The organism is Pseudomonas sp. Colony2 (genome assembly GCF_019382755.1).
Lineage (GTDB): Bacteria > Pseudomonadota > Gammaproteobacteria > Pseudomonadales > Pseudomonadaceae > Aquipseudomonas.
This window is the reverse complement of the sequence record NZ_CP080030.1, coordinates 341963-342341: the sequence shown is the minus strand read 5'-3', so window position 1 is coordinate 342341 and position 379 is coordinate 341963. Positions and strand designations below refer to the sequence as shown.

The following is a 379-nucleotide window of genomic DNA, read 5'->3' as shown; positions in this document are numbered from 1 at the left end:
AAATAATCGACCGCATCTTGCTCGATATGCTGGATGCCCACCGAACTTTTTATCTGGTAGCTGAACCGATCAAAACTCTGCGCCCAGCGCACCGGCACACCCAGGGAGAAGAAGCGCTGCGGGCTGAAGTAACCGCCCTGGCCGTAGGTGTAGTAACCCTGGTTTTCCTTGAAGCCCATGACCGTACCGCTGATGCCGAGGGTCAGGGTGTCGGTCGGGGTATTGCGCAGGTACCAGTAGATGCCGCTGCCCAGTTCCAGCCGGGTGTTGTCTTCGACGTTGTTGCCCAACAGCTCGTGCAACGAGGCGTAGCCATACACACCGAGCTTCTGGTTGTCGTAGCTCAGGTCGCCACGCCCGCCGTTGGCGGTCACGCCGC

At 59.6% G+C, this 379-nt stretch carries 1 protein-coding gene; it reads right to left on the bottom strand.

The window, feature by feature from the left end; genetic code table 11:
• A partial coding sequence (locus JV201_RS29480; RefSeq protein WP_257903323.1) for a cellulose synthase subunit BcsC-related outer membrane protein occupies positions 1 to 379 on the bottom strand: 379 nt, incomplete at both ends.